Raw genomic sequence first — 15,492 nt, 5'->3', positions numbered from 1 at the left:
AAAACAAAAAAGACGCCTTGGAGCGTCTTTTTGTTTTTATAAGATTTGTGATGTTATCACCTTATCAAGTGGTGTAACTTTCGAACGGTATCGGTGTGCTAGTTTGCCATCTTTTCCGATCAGGAATTTCTCGAAGTTCCAATTGATATCACCTTTGAAGTCTGGATTTTCGGTTTCTGTTAGGTATTTGAACAAGGCAGTTTGCTTATCACCTTTTACATCTACCTTTTCAGAAAGGATGAAGTTCACCCCAAAATTCTTTTCACAGAACTCAGCGATCTTTTTATTGTCTCCGTATTCCTGGTTTCCAAAATTATCAGAAGGGAACCCAATAACCACCAGTTTATCTCCATATTGTTCATGTAGCTCCTGAAGCTCTTTATACTGCTTGGTGAACCCACATTTAGAAGCGGTGTTGACTATCAAAAGTTGTTTTCCTTTGAAATCAGCGAGATCTACTTTCTTTCCATCAATGGATGTGAAAGAAAAGTCATATACGGTAGGCTGTTGGAACAGCATAGTATAAAACATTATCATGGCCATGATCATAATCTATATATTTTTAAAGTTGAACATTCAGCTCTCTGTCCACTACATAATGGAACAGCTCTTCAATTGGGCTACTCAATATCTTGCCCACACGAACACCATGCAAAGAACATACCTCTCTTAAGTGAATATCAAAATAATAGGCAATTCTCCCAACAAAATGACATTCAAATTCCCAAAAGTTCGGGTATGTCATGATATTGGTCCTTACAAATTCGTCAAAACCATTTCTCAGGAGATTATCGATATAGGGATGTTGTCTATTCTGTCCCATAAATTCGGCAAAAGATGCCAAATAGGCATTGGGTCTATCCCTTTGATACACATTCTTGATGATGATATCTTTTGTGATGTGATGCGTCTCCTTAAAGATCCTTGCCAAATCCCTTGGCATGGTCTCATAGAGATAGGCAGTAATCAACTGTTTTCCAAACCAGGCACCAGAACCCTCATCCCCAAGCACATAGCCATTACCATGCAAACTTGCCGACAGTTTCTCCCCATCATAGAAACTGATATCAGAACCAGTTCCAAGATTGGAAATCAATCCTTTTCCAGCTCCAAAGGTTGCATAGGCAGACCCTAACAGGTCGCTTTCAACAGAAATAAAGGAGGATGGAAAAATTTGGGTCAGGGCATTGGATACTAATTCACGGCGGTCAGGAGTAGAACAACCTGCTCCGAAAAAATAGACCTCATGAACTTCTTTTATATATGGGATAATTTCGGGAACCTCAGTCAAAATTGCCGCAATCTCCTTCTCGCTTACGAAGAAAGGATTTAAACCTTTGGTACTGAAACGTAATGGTTTGCTATCTGGAAGATGGAGCATCCAATCTGATCGTGAGGATCCGCTATCTGCAACTAAAATCATATGCTACTAAATGTCATCATCTCAAATATACAAATTCCAAGAGAATAAAAATCGTTTTCTCGATTTAAACAAAAACGAGTATTCGACATTAAAATCCACCTCTTTGACAGGACCAACCGGATAAGATTGCAAAAGCTCTAGACTGTAATATTATTGTGAAGGTCCTGCATTAGATCGATCTTTCTCCAATGAATCTGCAAGCGATTCTTATCTTTAACCTATAAATTATTACCTAATAAAATTATGAAGAACTCAATGAACCTCATCCGGTTACTGATGTTTTCCTTTGCTTTTATTCAGATGGTATTTGCCCAACAAATAACCAGTCCGAAAGAGCACTTTGGATTCCAGATTGGTGATGACTACCAATTGGCAACATTTACTGAAACTGAACAGTATTTCAAAAAATTGGACCAACAATCTGATCGATTGTTATACACGGTCATCGGCAAGACCGAAGAAGGCCGTGACCAATGTATGTTGATCATCAGTTCTCCGGAAAACTTAAAAAATCTGGAAGAATTCAAAAACATCTCGACAAAACTTGCCCATGCTGAACTGTCTGAAGAGGAAGCTCGTGCACTGGCCCAAAAAGGCAAGAGCATCGTTTGGATCGATGGTGGCCTTCACTCCAATGAAGTGGTAGGAACGCACCAGCTTATCCAAACTGCCTACCTGCTGGCTTCATCCAACGACCTTGAAACGAAGAACATCCTGGAGAACAGCATTGTCCTCATGGTGCATGCCAATCCAGATGGGCAAGAGTTGATCTCTAACTGGTACATGCGTGAAAAAACTCCTGAAAAAAGATCGGGCAACTATGTCCCTGTCCTTTACCAGAAATATGCAGGACATGATAATAACCGCGACTTTTTTATGCTGAACCTCAAGGAATCCCAAAACATGGCTAGACAGCTGTTTGTTGAATGGATCCCTCAGATTATGTACAACCACCACCAAACTGCACCAGCAGGTGCCGTGGTAGCAGGCGCACCCTATAGAGATCCGTTCAATTATGTATTTGACCCAATCTTAATGTCTGGAATCGATGCCTTGGGAGCCGCAATGTCTTCTAGGTTGAATGCCGAAGGCAAACCCGGATATACGGCAAAAGACGGTTCGGTATTCTCGACCTGGTATAATGGTGGCCTGAGAACGACCACCTATTTCCACAACATGATGGGACTGTTGACCGAAATGATCGGCAACCCAACTCCATTCGAGATCCCACTTGTTCCAAACCGCTTGATTCCGAATAATGACACCCAAAACCCAGTGATTCCGCAGGTATGGCATTTCCAACAATCAATTGATTATTCCGTATCCTTGAACTACGCAGTCTTGAACTATGCCAGCCGCTATAAGGATGAAGTCCTGTACAACATGTTCAGGATGGGCAAGAACTCCATAGAGCGAGGTTCTAAAGACTTCTGGCCACTTTCACCTAGCAAGGTAGCTGTAATCGATACAGCCTTTCAACAAGCCAAGAGAAAGGACCCTAAAATCGAGAACAACCGCGAAGCAGAAAGAAAATTATTGAGCAGCCTCTTCGAGAACAAATCCCTTCGTGACCCTCGCGGATTTATTATCCCTGCGGATCAGGCTGATTTTGTAAAAGCTACTGATTTCGTGAATGCATTGATCCAAAATGGTATCGATATCCAACAGGCAACAGCGGACTTCACTGTAAACGGCAAGAAATATGCAAAGGATTCCTATATCATCAAGACTGACCAAGCTTTCCGTCCACATATCTTAGATATGTTCGAGCCGCAAGATCACCCTGATGATTTTCAATATCCAGGAGGCCCTCCAATTCCGCCTTATGATGCTGCAGGCTGGACATTGGCTTACCTGATGGATGTAAAATTCGACCGTATCCTTGAGGACTTCAATGGTCCATTCCAAAATTTGACGAACGGAAAGGTCATCCAATTGGCAGAACTTGCAAAACCTAAAGGTAAATACCTAAGACTTCCCGCAACAATCAACGAATCCTTCCGCGTAAGCAATGACTTGCTTAAACAAGGAAAGAATGTGTGGCGAGATGAATCAAATGGGGATATCTATGTTGAAAACAATGCGAACGTGAAATTGATCTTCCCTGCGGTGGCCAGCAATAGCTTACCAAAACAAAACAAGAAGATCAAACCTCTACGAATAGCGCTATGGGATACTTATGGCGGGAGCATGCCTTCCGGATGGTTGAGGTTCCTGATGGAAAAATATCACTATAATTTTGAGGTCATCTATGCACCAGATATCGACAAGGGTAACCTGAATGCAAAATATGATGTCATTATCTTCCCTGGAAATTCTATTCCTAGGTTCAATAGCAATCCAAATGCATCTTCCTACTATGGACGTATGCCAGCAGAGGCTCCAGAAAATATCCCTTCTCCATTTAAAGAAAGATGGGGTCGCTTGACCGAACAGAAATCAATACCTGTATTGAAATCATTCCTGGAAAACGGAGGTAAAATCGTAACGATCGGAAGCAGTTCTGATTTGGCCGAACATTTGGAATTAGGTGTAGAAAACCATTTGGTAGATGCCCAACACAAGGCTTTAAAGAGAACTGAGTTTTATACCCCTGGATCTGTTTTGACAGCAAAAGTTGCAAAAGGATCTGCCAGCACTTGGGGCTATAATGATGAAATAGATATATATTACAGCAACGACAACTTGTATAAGATCAAAAATACCAATATCAAACCATTAATGTGGTTTGATTCGGAGAAGGTCCTAAAGAGTGGGTGGTCATGGGGACAGAAATATTTGAAGGATGGAGTTATTGCATTTGAAGCGCCAGTAGGCAAAGGTAAACTGGTATCTTTTGGAAATGACATTAATTTCCGCGCGCAAACCCATGGAACTTTCAAGCTATTGTTCAACCAGCTGCAGTAAATTAAATAAACATAAATTTTAAGGTCATATCTCCACAGATATGGCCTTTTCTTTTTATTTGTAACATAGGCTGCTGTTCAAAATCCATTTTTTTGCGGGTTTGCAATTGACCTTATTCGAGACATATTCGGAATTTTCGCAAAATGTCTAAACCAGTATACCTTATTTACTCGAATCATTCCCGAATCATTCTCGAATGAGACCCGAATGAGACCAAGAGAAAGTGACAAGAAGAAAAAGAGGAAACGGAAGTAAGCAGGAGGGATTTTTTTAGGCCAGGAATAATATTGGTGGTAAACCATAAAGAAAGGCAAGGAATATTAGTTCATTGCCTTTCTTATGTTAATTATCTTTTAAATATCGTTTTTCGCTGCCTCGATCAATTCGGAATAGAAAGCGGTTTCTGTACGGCCATCTGCGCGGACCTGTTGCGGAATAAAGCTTTGTGCAGTTTGACCAGGAATGGTATTGATCTCAATAAAATAGAATTTATCGGTGTCATTTTGGATAAAGAAATCCACACGGACCATACCTTTACAATTCAATCGGACATAAACTTCACGGATAATGGCATCCGCCCTATCCTTTTGTTCTTGGTTAAGGTCGGCAGGTGTGATCTCTTGGGTCAACCCTGGTGTGTATTTGGCTTCAAAGTCAAAGAATTCCCTGGTCGTGATCACCTCTGTTGCCGGAAGCACCTGAAGCTCTCCTTTGGAGTCCCTAAAGATCCCTTGGGAGAATTCTCTACCTTTAACAAACTCTTCGACCAAAACTTGCATACCGGTTCCTTCTGCATCGTATGCTTCATCTAAGGCCTTAGGAAGTTCTTCCCAGGTATTGACCTTGTTCATTCCGATACTGCTACCTCCAGCATTTGGTTTTACAAATAAGGGAAGAGTTAATTTTTCTTTGACCAGGTCGAATGCCTTTGGTCTGTCGATATCAAATAAAAGAACCGATTTTGCGACGTTCAATTCTGCAATGTCCTGGATAATAGCCTTGGTATAACCCTTGTTCATTGTCAAGGATGAGGTCAAAGCGCCACAAGAAGTATATGGCAATCCAACCATATCTAAATAACCTTGTAACCTTCCATCCTCGCCCGGGCTACCGTGCAAAATGATAAAGGCCACGTCAAAACGTAGCTTTTCGTTATTTATGTTCAAAGTGAAATCTTGACGATCAATTTCGTGTTTTTGGCCGTTCTCATCCGTATAGGCCCAGCTATGCAATGTAATATCAATAAGATACACATCGTATTTTTCTTTATCGATTTGGGAATAAACAAACGCTGAACTTTTATAGGAAATTTCAGCCTCTCCAGTATAACCACCCGTAATTAATGCTACTTTAGTTTTCATATGTAATAATCGAGAAGCAAATATAATTTGAGATACGAGGAAAAACGAATATTTTTGCCTTTATATTAGCAGTATTTGCGGGAATTTGTAAAATTGGAATTAATATTGTTAATAGGATATTCAAAAAAAACACATTAATAGATGTCGAAGTTCTTTTTATACTTGAGAACGAGTGCTTTCAGGAAAAACTTAATTGCAGGGCTCATTTTCATTGTCATTCTTTTTATTTTAGTTTATTTCGGATTAAAGATCTACACTAAGCATGGTGATTCTCAAGAGGTTCCTCTATTGAAAGGCTTGAACATCAGTGAAGCTTTGAACGTATTGGACAAGGCAGGATTAGAGGTGGAAATCGATTCCATCTACCAAATGGATGCGAAACCAGGATTGGTGATCGACCAGGATCCTGACCCTAAGACGCATGTAAAAGGTGGTCGTACGATTTATTTGACCATCATTACCCAGTCTGCACCTGAAATTGCCTTCCCAGAAGTTATTGATAAAACATTTATCGAGGCATCTGCTATCTTAAAGAACCATTCTTTAAAGATTGCGGATACCGTCTATAGGAATGACATCGCTAGAGATGTGGTATTGGATGTAAAATTTGCCGGCCAACCGATCCGACCGGGACGTATGGTTCCTAAAGGATCCAAAATCAGCTTGATCTTAGGTAATGGTCGCGGAGACGATGAGGTTGAAATCCCTGTATTGATTGGATTGAACCTGACTGAGGCCAAATTTGCACTGGCAGGAAAAGGCTTGACCTTGGGTTCTGTTTCTTTTGATGGGAACTCAAATGATACTTTAGGATCAGTGGTCGTAAAACAAAACCCAGATACGAGTGCGAAGATTATTTCCATTGGCAATGCCATCCATGTTACCTTAGGTAAACCGGCAGAACCAACTCCAACACCTACTATTCCACAAAACCCATAACATGGCTGAGAACAGAAATAAAAGAAAAGGATTAGGGATTGTACTTATCATTATCTTATTGATAGTATTGGTCGCTGGATGGGTAGGATATCAGGCGTTTATGGCACCAAGTATTGCCAGCGATAAGGATTACTTCTACGTAAAAACCGATGAACCTTATGCGAGTGTGATCTCCAGGATCGAGTCGGAAGGTATTGTAAAAAACCCAACCTATTTCAAGTATGTGGCGAAAGCTATGGATCTGGAAAGCACCGGCATTAAGGCGGGCCGCTACAAAATATCGAAAGATATGAGCAATCGCCGATTGATCGGGAACTTGCGTGGCGGTTATCAGGATGCTGTAAAGTTCAGGTTTCAGAATATACGATTGAGACAGGATTTTGCTGGATTGCTGGGTAGAGATTTTGAAGCGGATTCCCTGACTTTCATCAACCTGCTGAATGATGAGAAGTTAGCAGAGAGATATGGTTTCAATAAAGAGAATTTCTTCAGCATGTTCATTCCAAATACCTATGAAATCTATTGGAACACCAAGCCTGAGGAGATCATCGATCGTTTTTCGAAGGAATATGAGAAGTTCTGGAATGCTGAGCGGAAAGCAAAGGCAGATTCTTTGGGAATGACCATACAAGAGGTGAGCACCTTAGCTTCTATTGTAAAAGGTGAAGCCCTGCATGTGGATGAAATGCCAAAAATTGCAGGTCTTTATATCAATAGATTGAAGAAAGGGATGCTATTGCAGGCGGATCCTACGGTGATCTTTGCCAATAATGACTTTACTATCCGTAGGGTATTGAACAGGCACCTGACCATTGACAATCCATATAACACTTATCGTTTCAAAGGCCTTCCTCCGGGACCGATCATGATGCCAAGTATCGCCTCTATCGATGCGGTATTGAATTATGACCATCACCCCTATATCTATATGTGTGCGAAGGATGATTTTTCAGGATACCATTTATATGCGGAAACAGTTGCTGAACATTTGATCAATGCGCGTAAATTCCAAAAAGCTTTAGACGCCAGAAATATCAAGAAATAGTATGTTTCATTATCAGCATCAGATCAGGGTTCGTTACGCAGAGACAGACAATATGGGTTATGTCTATTATGGAAACTATGCGACCTATTATGAAGTTGCCCGTACCGAAATGTTAAGGAGCACGGGGATTTCCTATAAACAGCTCGAGGAAATGGGCGTGATGTTGCCTGTGATCGAATTGAGCTGCAAATTCAACAAAGCAGCGAAATATGATGATTTAGTAACCATAAATATTTATATTAGAGAAAAACCAGGAATAAGGATTAAATTTGAATATGAGCTGTTTAATGAATCTGGAGAGCTGTTGAATACAGGTTCTACCCAACTGGTATTTGTTGATATGGAACGAAACAGGCCTTGCAAACCTCCACAGATTTTCATGGATAAGATGGCTCCATTTTTTGGAGAATAATGAAAAAAATTCACCAACATCTTCTGTACGTTAAGCCGTATGACAGATTTATCGAGTGGACCAAATCAGCCACCTTACCGGGATTTGGAAAATTACCGCTCTATACTGTCATGGTATTTTTCTTTCAGGAGATCGCTCGGGAATCCATCATCAATAAAGCCTCTTCCCTAGCCTACAACTTTATGTTGGCGGTATTTCCTGGAATTATTTTCCTTTTTACGCTGATCCCTTACATTCCTGTAGACAATTTTCAGGAACAATTGATGGAACTGATCCAGTTGGCTCTGCCAAACAATGCATATGAAATCCTGGAAACTACCTTAGAAGATATCATCAAGAGACAGAACAGTGGCTTGTTATCTGCCGGTTTTGTACTCTGTACATTTTTTGCGACCAATGGTATGACGACCCTGATGATGAGCTTTAATAAAGCATCCTTATCCAAAGAGTCCAGAACTTGGTTTCAAAGACGAATTGTAGCTCTAGCCCTATCCCTTGCCATCGTATTGGCCCTTGCCGTAGGAATTGCACTTTATGCCGGTTCAAACTACTTGATCAATTACCTGAAAACCCATATCGATTATGACCTGAAATGGTTTTGGGCATTTGCCATTAAAGTTGCTCAATGGATTATTTTATTTGGTATCTATTTTTTTACAGTGAGCCTTATTTATAAGTTTGGACCAAGTTCGACAAAAAAATGGAAGCTATTTACGCCCGGTGCAACCTTGGCTACGATATTGGCCATGTTGTCTTTTTCATTTTTTACCTTCTATATCAATAACTTCGGTGCGTACAACAAATTATACGGTTCTATCGGAACATTGATCGTCGTGATGATCTGGATGTACATCAACGCCCTGATCTTGATCATAGGTTTCGAATTAAATGCCAGTATTGCGCTTTCAAAGCAAAGCATTAAAATTGTTAAGCCGCGAGTATACAACTCATTTAAACCAAACAAAATTTAATTTATTATAAATTTATTATTATTGTAATCGTATTGAGTATTTTGTTAGCTCAGATCAACGATTAGACCGGAAAAACTTACCGATGGAAGACAAGGATTTACAAAAGCGGAACAAGCGGAACCAGAACGTCAGAAATATCCTGTTGAGTTCAATAATTGTATTGTTCATCACTTTTGTTGTCTTTTTTATCTTCTCCTATATACAGTACAAGAGCATACAGAACAAAATCCAGAACATTTACACTTCTGTAAACAGTGACCAAAATAACTTTACAGAATTACTGACCATATTCAGCGAGGCAGAAGACCATTTCAGGTTATTCTCCATTACCTATAATATCAATGACTATAATTCCTACCGTTCTAAACTGATAACCTTAATGTCGGCGGTCGATTCATTGATCAAAGTACGAAGTGAGGAGTCCAAAACATTTAGTGATAAAAATTACCATGGTCGCAAGCTGGAAGACCTCCTGCCTAAATACAGTCAGTTGAACAGCAAATTGGATTCTATCTTGGTCGCTTCAGAGACCCTGAAGACCTTTAATATCCAAGCGAACAATGAAACGAACATCAGCATCCCACGTCCTAAGGAACCTGCACCGATCGTTGCCAATGAGCCGAAGAAAGTCGTAGTCAAGAAGAAATCATTGTTAAAGCGGATCTTCCAAAAAGGAGATGATACCATTACGGTGGAAACAGGTACGCCTACGCATACCCAACAGGTAACTGAGCAGAACGCGAACCTGAAGAACATCATCAAGCAAGGCAATACGCAAGCTGAGAACAGGCTGAAAGAACTGAAACAAACCCTGACCGATATCCGGAAAAACGAAAGGTCACTTTTGGCAGATAACTTTACCCTATTGCACTCTGCCAATCAGCTGATCAGGATCATCCATGAAGAGCGCATACAGATCCAAAGAGACAAGACCGACCATGAGTTGAGCATCTTGATCGCTAGGACCGATACCTTCAAATGGCAGATCATTATATCCCTGACCTTTGTCTTTATCGTGATCTGTATCTTGGTTTATTACCAATTCTTTACCAACTACTATGAGCGTAAATTATTGGATGAACGCGTTTACGCCTCCAAATTGGCAGAACAGAAAACAGATATCCTGGCGGAGATTACCCATGAAATCCGGACCCCTATCAATTCGCTGATCGGCATCGTGGACCTATTGAAGAGCCGCAAGGACCTTTATCAGGCCAACGACATCCACTTGTTGGAATCGGCCTATACGAATATTACGGCGACCTCCAAAACCATCAATGATATCCTGAACCTGAGCAAAATAGACCAACAGAACAGCATTGAGGCCATTCACTTTGATTTCGTTGACCTGCTGATCGATGTGGTAGAAACCCATCGCAACCATGCCGAAATGAAAGGGATAGAATTGGCGTATGAGCTGGACAAAAATCAGCCAACGGTGATTTTCTCAGATGAATTTAAGGTCCGCCAGATCATGAGCAACCTGGTGAGCAACGCGATCAAATACTCGAATGGCGGAAAGGTTGTGGCTAGCGCGATCGTAGATGACCAGAGCAACCTGATCTTTAAGGTATCGGATCAAGGACAGGGAATCCCTGATGCCCTGAAGAAGAACATCTTCAAGAAATACTATACGGTCAATAAGTCCAATAAGGTAGAAGGTGGCGTTGGATTAGGGCTATATATCACCAAAAATATTGTCAGCACATTAAAAGGAAAGATAAACTTTAAAACGAATGCCGGACAAGGTACCACCTTTAAGGTAGAGATCCCTATTCCTAAGCCGAAATTCCGTCGGAAGACCTCGTTGAACATTGAGAAAATCAGCGACTTTTCCAAGGATCTAAGTTGGCTAATCGTGGATGATAACGCCTTGAATTTACTGTATTTAAAGCAGTTCTTCTCGTTACATACCCATGTTAAGACAGCGACCAACGGAAAAGAGGCCTTAGAGATATTGAGCAGGTTTCCGATTGACGTTGTTGTTACCGACATCAACATGCCGGTGATGACCGGTGACGAATTATTGGCTACCGTAAGGGCGAACCCTGCCTACAACTCGGTTAAAATAATAGCCACATCTTCTGATAATGAGCAGGTTAAGAAGCTGGAGAAAGAGCGACAGGTCTTATTTGACGGAATTTTGATCAAGCCATTTAACGAGCGGAAACTGACCGAAGTGATTGTAAAAACGATCTATCCTATCTTTGAGGACAGCGACGAGTTACGTCAAGAATCCTAAACTTTTCAATCTTTTTAAACTTTTTTACATCTAAACTCTTGTAAATAAAAGTTTTTCGTATCTTTGCAATCCCTACATTGTAGGGAAAAGGAGATTATTAATTAATGGCAAAAAAACAAGAAGCAGAAAAAGAGTTAGCGGCAAAAAATGCAGAGCTACAAGGTGCTGACACAAAAGTTGTGAAGGACACTGAAAAGATTGAGTCTGAGGCAGATTCAAATTTAATCGATGAGATTAAATCAAACACTTGGAGTACTCCATCAGGAGACTTCGACTGGGATCTTGATGAAAAAGCTTTTGGTAACTACAGTGATGCGGAACGTACTAAACTAGAAGAGCAGTACGCTGGCACATTCAACCAAATCAATCAAGGTGAGATTATTGAAGGTATCGTTGTATCTATCAATAACAAAGATGTTGTTTTAAACATCGGTTTCAAATCAGACGGTCTAGTAGCATTATCTGAGTTCCGTGACTTACCTGACTTAAAAATCGGTGATACGGTTGATGTATTTGTTGAATCGCAAGAGGATGCAAATGGTCAATTAGTATTATCACGCAAACGTGCTAAAACACAAAAATCTTGGGAAGAGATCAACGAGGCTTTGGAGAACGACAAAGTTATCGATGGTTTTGTTAAATCACGTACAAAAGGTGGTTTAATTGTAGACATCAAAGGTGTTGAGGCATTCTTACCAGGATCTCAAATTGATATCAAACCTATCCGTGACTATGATGTTTACGTAGGTAAAACTATGGAGTTCAAAGTTGTTAAGATCAACCATGAGTTCAAAAACGTAGTTGTATCACACAAAGTATTGATCGAAGACGATTTGGAAAACCAAAAATCAGAGATCGTTGCGAAATTGGAAAAAGGACAAGTATTGGAAGGTACTGTTAAAAATATCACTGACTTCGGTGTGTTCATCGACTTGGGTGGTGTTGACGGATTACTTCACATTACAGACATCTCTTGGGGCCGTATCGAGCATCCAAAAGAGGTGTTGGCTTTAGACCAAACTATCAACGTTGTAGTTCTTGACTTTGATGACGAGAAAAAACGTATTGCATTAGGTTTGAAACAACTTTCAGAGCACCCTTGGGAATCTTTAGACAAGAACTTAGAAATCGGTTCTAAAGTAAAAGGTAAGATCGTTACTGTAGCTGACTACGGTGCTTTCTTAGAAATCATCCCAGGAGTAGAAGGATTAATCCACGTTTCTGAAATGTCTTGGTCTCAAAACTTACGTTCTCCACAAGAATTCTTGAAAGTAGGTGACGAAATCGAAGCTGAAATCTTGACTTTGGACCGTGAAGAGCGCAAAATGAGCTTAGGTATCAAACAATTGACTCCAGATCCTTGGCAGAACATCACTGAACGTTACCCAGTTGGTTCAAAACAATCAGCAGTTGTTAAGAACATGACTAACTTCGGTGTATTCGTTGAGTTAGAAGACGGAATCGATGGTTTAATTCACATCTCTGACCTTTCATGGTCTAAGAAAGTTAACCACCCTAACGAATTCACTAAAGTTGGTGAAAGATTAGAGGTTGTGGTATTAGAATTAGACGAAGAAAACCGTAAGCTTTCTTTAGGTCACAAACAATTAGAGGAAAACCCTTGGGATACTTTCGAAACAATCTTCACTGAAGGTTCAGTTCACGAAGGTACTGTAATCAAAGTTGGTGACAAAGGTGATATCGTAGCGTTACAATATGGTGTTGAAGGATTCTGCCCTAACAAACACTCTGTAAAAGAAGACGGTTCAGCATTGAAAGTTGACGAAGTTGCTGAATTCAAAATCATTGAATTCAACAAAGAAAACAAACGTCTAGTGATTTCTCACTCTCGTATTTGGGAAGATGCTAAAGCTGAAGCTCGTATCGAAGAGTTCAACGCTCGTAAAAAAGAAGCTAAAACTGCTAACGCAGCAGTGAAAAAAGTTAAAGATTCAGTTGAGAAATCAACTCTAGGTGATCTTGACGTATTAGCTCAATTGAAAGAGCAAATGGAAGACGACGAGAAAAAATCTAAATAATTTTAGATTACTCTAAATACTTCGAAGCCCCGATTTTACAATCGGGGCTTTTTTTGTTTATAGATTTGAGATGGGAGATATGAGATGGGAGATATTGGAAAATATTTATTTCTTGAATGTAGCATAAGGGATTTAGGTTGTGAGATTAGAGAATGTAAAAGATTAGATGTAGATGTTCCAAGTCTTATTACATTTTGCATATCTTTAACTTAAGAAGTTTAATATCTCAATACTCAAATCTCATATTTATATACCCATGAGAACAGCAGCATTAATCAGTACCGATGAGGCCCTCAAATTGATCAATGAGGAGAATGCCATAGTCTTGGATGCCACCATCGATAAGGTCAACCAGAAGATGGACAACGATAATCTGGAACTGTTGCCCAACAGTTTGTTTTTGGATATCGAAGGTGCGTTTTCAGATCATCATAGTCCATTTCCACATACGATGCTTTCGGCACAGCAATTCAGCAAGGAAGTACAGAAGTTAGGCATCAATCAGGATTCGACATTGATCATCTATGATCGCTGGGGAGTCTATTCAAGTCCGCGTGCTTGGTGGATGTTGAGGTATATGGGCTTGGATAAGGTTTATGTGCTGAACGGTGGTCTGCCGGCCTGGAAAGCGGCAGGATTGCCCATCGAACATCAATATACTGAAGCTATGGCCTTAGGCAACTTTAAAGCGAAGCCAAATTATGAATGGTTCATCTCGAAAGATGAACTGGTGGAGCGCCTAGGCGATGATGATATCAGCATTACCGACGCGAGATCTTCTGGAAGGTTCCATGGAACTGCTCCAGAACCGAGACCTGGATTGCGTTCAGGGCATATCCCCGGATCAAAGAACCTACCCTTTGACCTGGTACTCGATGGCATAAAATATCAGGAGAAGGAAGAACTACAGCGACTGTTTGAAGGGAAGATCGATTCCGCTAAGCAAAATATCTTTACCTGCGGCTCAGGCGTATCGGCAGCAATCATTGCTTTGGCTGCCTATGAACTAGGAAATGACTATGTAACTATTTTTGATGGGTCCTGGAGCGAATGGGGCGCTGATGAGAATACTTTGGTTAGTATATAGTATTTAGTATATAGTATTTAGTATATAGTATTTAGTATATAGTATTTAGACTTTCCTGTATTGTCGCCTAGGATTTTGGAGAATTACATTTCAAGAATTTAATAGTAATATTTAGTATTTAGATAGGTTCGGCAAAATAGGTCTAAATACTAAATACTTAATACTAAATACTACCTAACAGGTAGTGGCACATAACCATCATCACCAGGTACTTTAGGGAATTCATGGTTGATCCATTTTTCTTTGGCTTCATCGATGGTGGATTTATCACTGGCTACAAAATTCCAGGAGATAAAGCGTTCTTCAGGGAATGGGTCGCCTCCGAAGATATAGACGGTAGATCCGGCTTTCATTTCAAAGGTACATAGATGTGCATCTAGTGTGATCAGGATCTGTTTAGGTCCATATGTAAAGCCATTGCTATCGACCTCCCCTTCTAGGATATACAGTCCGCTCTCACCATACAGCTCCCCTCTTATATCAATTAAGGAATCTTTCTCAGCCTTGACCTCAATCATATAGAGTTTGCTATAGACAGGAACGGGTGATTTCTTTCCGAATGCTTCACCAGCTATCAGCTTGTAGGAAACATCTGCATCATTCCAAGTAGGAATATCACTAGCTTCGGTATGGTGGAATTCAGGGTCCATAAATTCGAGGTCCTTTGGAAGGGCTACCCAAATCTGAAGACCATGGAGGAACTTGTCCTTTTGTCGTAGGTATTCGGGAGTCCTTTCTGAGTGGACTACCCCTTTTCCGGCGGTCATCCAATTAACAGCCCCTGGTTTGATCTCCATGGCTGTACCAAGGCTGTCCCGATGGAAAATAGAACCATCAAACAAATAAGTCAAAGTGGATAAACCAATATGCGGGTGTGGACCGACATCTAGGTTCTCATGGTCTGCCAAACAGGCTGGCCCCATATGGTCAATAAAAACAAAGGGTCCTATAGAACGTTTTTGACGGAAAGGCAGTAACCTACCTACCATAAAGTTGCCGATGTTCGCTGCTGTCTCTTCTCTAATGAAATCTATATTCGACATATGTTTCCTTTTTTTATGTTTCT

General features: G+C 40.5%; 12 protein-coding genes. 8 read left to right on the top strand and 4 right to left on the bottom strand.

Annotated elements, in window-relative coordinates; genetic code table 11:
- Positions 1–36: 36 nt before the first annotated feature.
- A complete protein-coding gene (locus ACWICE_RS17570; protein WP_374670585.1) occupies positions 37–549 on the bottom strand; it encodes a glutathione peroxidase in 513 nt (170 codons plus the stop codon).
- A gap of 13 nt (positions 550–562) precedes the next feature.
- Positions 563–1,423: an N-acetylglucosamine kinase gene (locus ACWICE_RS17565; protein ID WP_185214126.1), complete on the bottom strand. Its 861-nt coding sequence runs from the start codon at positions 1,421–1,423 to the stop codon at positions 563–565.
- 243 nt (positions 1,424–1,666) lie between these two features.
- On the opposite strand from ACWICE_RS17565, the gene ACWICE_RS17560 reads away from it, so the two are divergent.
- Positions 1,667–4,330 carry a M14 family metallopeptidase gene (locus ACWICE_RS17560; RefSeq protein ID WP_454298900.1) on the top strand — a complete coding sequence of 888 codons (2,664 nt, stop codon included), beginning with the start codon at positions 1,667–1,669 and terminating at the stop codon, positions 4,328–4,330.
- A gap of 353 nt (positions 4,331–4,683) precedes the next feature.
- Here the strand turns inward: ACWICE_RS17560 and ACWICE_RS17555 are convergent, their stop codons facing one another.
- Positions 4,684–5,691, bottom strand: coding sequence for a D-alanine--D-alanine ligase (locus ACWICE_RS17555; RefSeq protein ID WP_454298899.1), 1,008 nt, complete (start codon positions 5,689–5,691; stop codon positions 4,684–4,686).
- Positions 5,692–5,832: 141 nt separating this feature from the next.
- Here ACWICE_RS17555 and ACWICE_RS17550 point away from each other — a divergent pair, with 141 nt between their 5' ends.
- The 7 genes from ACWICE_RS17550 to ACWICE_RS17520 all read left to right on the top strand — a co-directional run bounded on the left by ACWICE_RS17550 (position 5,833) and on the right by ACWICE_RS17520 (position 14,426).
- Positions 5,833–6,630 (top strand): PASTA domain-containing protein, encoded by a 798-nt coding sequence (locus tag ACWICE_RS17550; RefSeq protein WP_185214129.1) that lies wholly within the window; start codon positions 5,833–5,835, stop codon positions 6,628–6,630.
- Between the two features lies 1 nt (position 6,631).
- On the top strand, positions 6,632–7,675 hold the full coding sequence (gene mltG / locus ACWICE_RS17545) for an endolytic transglycosylase MltG (protein ID WP_313261164.1): 1,044 nt from the start codon (positions 6,632–6,634) through the stop codon (positions 7,673–7,675).
- 1 nt (position 7,676) lies between these two features.
- A complete protein-coding gene (locus ACWICE_RS17540; RefSeq protein WP_185214131.1) occupies positions 7,677–8,087 on the top strand; it encodes an acyl-CoA thioesterase in 411 nt (136 codons plus the stop codon).
- Positions 8,087–9,058 carry a YihY/virulence factor BrkB family protein gene (locus ACWICE_RS17535; RefSeq protein WP_185214132.1) on the top strand — a complete coding sequence of 324 codons (972 nt, stop codon included), beginning with the start codon at positions 8,087–8,089 and terminating at the stop codon, positions 9,056–9,058. Before ACWICE_RS17540 ends, ACWICE_RS17535 begins: the two co-directional genes overlap by 1 nt.
- A gap of 82 nt (positions 9,059–9,140) precedes the next feature.
- A complete protein-coding gene (locus ACWICE_RS17530) occupies positions 9,141–11,300 on the top strand; it encodes an ATP-binding response regulator (protein WP_454298898.1) in 2,160 nt (719 codons plus the stop codon).
- Between the two features lie 104 nt (positions 11,301–11,404).
- Positions 11,405–13,339 carry a 30S ribosomal protein S1 gene (gene rpsA / locus ACWICE_RS17525; protein ID WP_185214134.1) on the top strand — a complete coding sequence of 645 codons (1,935 nt, stop codon included), beginning with the start codon at positions 11,405–11,407 and terminating at the stop codon, positions 13,337–13,339.
- A gap of 256 nt (positions 13,340–13,595) precedes the next feature.
- Positions 13,596–14,426, top strand: a complete 831-nt coding sequence (locus ACWICE_RS17520) for a sulfurtransferase (RefSeq protein ID WP_454298897.1) — start codon at positions 13,596–13,598, stop codon at positions 14,424–14,426.
- A gap of 170 nt (positions 14,427–14,596) precedes the next feature.
- Here the strand turns inward: ACWICE_RS17520 and ACWICE_RS17515 are convergent, their stop codons facing one another.
- Positions 14,597–15,469: a pirin family protein gene (locus ACWICE_RS17515; RefSeq protein ID WP_454298896.1), complete on the bottom strand. Its 873-nt coding sequence runs from the start codon at positions 15,467–15,469 to the stop codon at positions 14,597–14,599.
- Between the last annotated feature and the right edge of the window lie 23 nt (positions 15,470–15,492).

Source organism: Sphingobacterium sp. NPDC055346 (genome assembly GCF_053645235.1).
This window is presented reverse-complemented; position numbering and strand designations above follow the sequence as displayed.